At 47.1% G+C, this 1,818-nt stretch carries 2 protein-coding genes; one reads left to right on the forward strand and one right to left on the reverse strand.

All coding sequences use genetic code 11. The features are described 5' to 3' along the window. The first annotated feature begins 39 nt into the window (after positions 1-39). On the forward strand, positions 40-1,113 hold the full coding sequence (locus tag ABD892_RS10825) for a hypothetical protein (protein WP_345195649.1): 1,074 nt from the start codon (positions 40-42) through the stop codon (positions 1,111-1,113). Between the two features lie 217 nt (positions 1,114-1,330). Here the strand turns inward: ABD892_RS10825 and ABD892_RS10830 are convergent, their stop codons facing one another. Continuing rightward, complete coding sequence (locus ABD892_RS10830; protein WP_345195651.1) at positions 1,331-1,756, reverse strand: OsmC family protein; 426 nt, start codon at positions 1,754-1,756, stop codon at positions 1,331-1,333. Positions 1,757-1,818 lie beyond the last annotated feature (62 nt).

Raw genomic sequence — 1,818 nt, forward strand, 5'->3', positions numbered from 1 at the left:
CGGTAATGGGAACATGGGGATGAGCTTAGGCGGCAGAACGTGAAATCGCCTTATGTACCGGTTTTTGAGTACTTACCCATTTTTTTGCCTGCAGATTTGGCTAGAGCAGGTTTTTATCTCAAGGGTGATGGGGTTTTAGGTTGTAATGGCTGTTCCTATGAAGTTAAAGAGCGATTCTGGGAACGATTTTGCGCGATTACATCATTGTGTGATCGGCAAGGCAGTGCTGATACGTCGATCCTGACGATTGATCATGACAAGTATCTGAGTTTTGCACAGGAGAGCTGTCGTTTCAAAGCATCGGAACAGCATCGCTTCAGTTTCAGGCAGTATGAGCCTGGATGTGGCGAAGTCGTCAATTCGCTGGTTGCCTATCAGGCTGTTAATCGAAGCCGTGGTGCTAATGTCCCAACCATGATTTCTTCAAGATACGTGGAACGTTTTGTTTTTACGGATCGCGATAACATTTCTCGTGATGAAACTGAGCTGGTTTATACCGTTTCAGGTTATGAAGAGATTGCTGAGAAATATAAGAAAGCGCTGGATACCATTCCTGAGCCTGGAGACTATGCAGAATTGATCAATGAAAAAATAACCTTTCTCGATCATATAGCGCCGCACATGAAGACAGTATTAATGGTGGGTGAAGAGTGTCAAAGAATGTTGGATGTTTCATGTGAATTGACGGTTGATAAGCAGAATAATATGCGTGACGCATTTGTTCAGCTAACTTCTGCTATGGGGCAATATAGTGACGGTAACAGTGGGTTTAGTTTCCTTATTTCACTTTCTAAGAATGATGCAGTGTTAGGGGCAGGCGAAACCTCTGGGCAATATGGGGTTAGTGGTACTTTAAGTGAAACTGAACATGCTATCGTGGAAGCTGCCAATAATTTTATGGCAGAGATGAATAGCATTATTGTTGAATATGCTACCTTCTGTAATCTGATGGAAGATAGCGATCAATATAACAAAGTGTTTTTGTCTTTTTCTCCTGCCGAGCTTAAGCAACAAGTGAATAAACAGCGAGAGGCTCTCGCGGAAAGAAAGCGAAAAAGTACTACGCCGGATCCCACGGCTGACGGTGAGCCATCCCCAAAAAGAAGTGCATAGACCGATTCATAAACAAGCGGGAAGTGAGCCTGGAAATGGCATGTTCAACGATCTAACTCTTACGCGTTAAGTTCACCATCGAAGCGATGATGTCTGTAAGAATTTCAAACAGCATTGCAGGATACACGCGACGTCCGGCGCCTAAACAGTCGTATCCATGCGTATAGGGGGAGGCGAGGCCTTGCCCGGGGGCAACACCTCGAAAGGCGAATGTCGCTTAAGACGCGGTTTCACGGTCACCGTCGATGACTTCAACCGAATACGTGATCCTGATGGCGGGCTGCAACATTAAACACACGTGGCAGTATTGGGTGATGGCTTTCCGGGCGGCGAGTTCAACGTCTGACGCCGTAATCCCGTAACCCTTTACCGTAAAGTGCAGGTTGGCGGATTCATACAGCCTCGGCTCACTGTCTGTGAGGGTGTAGGTCACCTGGTTATTCAGGCTTTCCAGGTTTACCCCTTTATCCTGAAAATACAGGGCCACGTCGGTGGCACTGCAGGAACCCAGTGCAGACAGCAAGAGTTCCGTCGGACAGGGCGCCTGCGTGTTCTCGGCATCGACCGCAACCGTGAAACCACCGGTTGTGGTGACTTTGAACTGGCAATCACCTTGCCAGTCGATATCGGTGTTTGTCAACATAGTTGTCGCCCCAACTCAAGCCGCTTTCTTAAGTTGATCAGCTGAAGATCTGTCGGGATTAA

The sequence above is a fragment of the Kistimonas scapharcae genome (genome assembly GCF_039540975.1).
GTDB lineage: Bacteria > Pseudomonadota > Gammaproteobacteria > Pseudomonadales > Endozoicomonadaceae > Kistimonas > Kistimonas scapharcae.